A 270-nucleotide genomic window follows, 5' to 3' on the forward strand; every position below is an offset into this window, starting at 1 on the left:
GCGCAGCAGCGCGCCACGCACGAAGTGATAGAACGTCACCATCACCGCCACCGGGTTGCCCGGCAGGCCAAACAGGAAGGCGCTGCGGCCGTTGGAGTGGATGCGTCCGAAGGCCATTGGGCGGCCTGGGCGCATGGCGATCTTCCAGAAGGTCACGTCGCCGAGCTTGGCCATCATCTGTTTGGTGAAATCGGCCTCGCCGACGGACACGCCGCCTGAGGTGATGATTGCATCGGCGTTCTCGGCGGCGGTGCGAAAGGCGGTTTCGAG

Annotated in this window: 1 protein-coding gene; it reads right to left on the reverse strand. The window is 65.2% G+C overall.

Translation table 11 applies throughout. The annotated features are described in order from the left end of the window. Nucleotides 1-270 (reverse strand): molybdopterin-binding protein (locus ACVA58_RS28155; protein ID WP_446513532.1); only part of this gene is annotated, 270 nt, incomplete at both ends.

It is taken from the genome of Photobacterium sp. DNB22_13_2, from assembly GCF_052873915.1.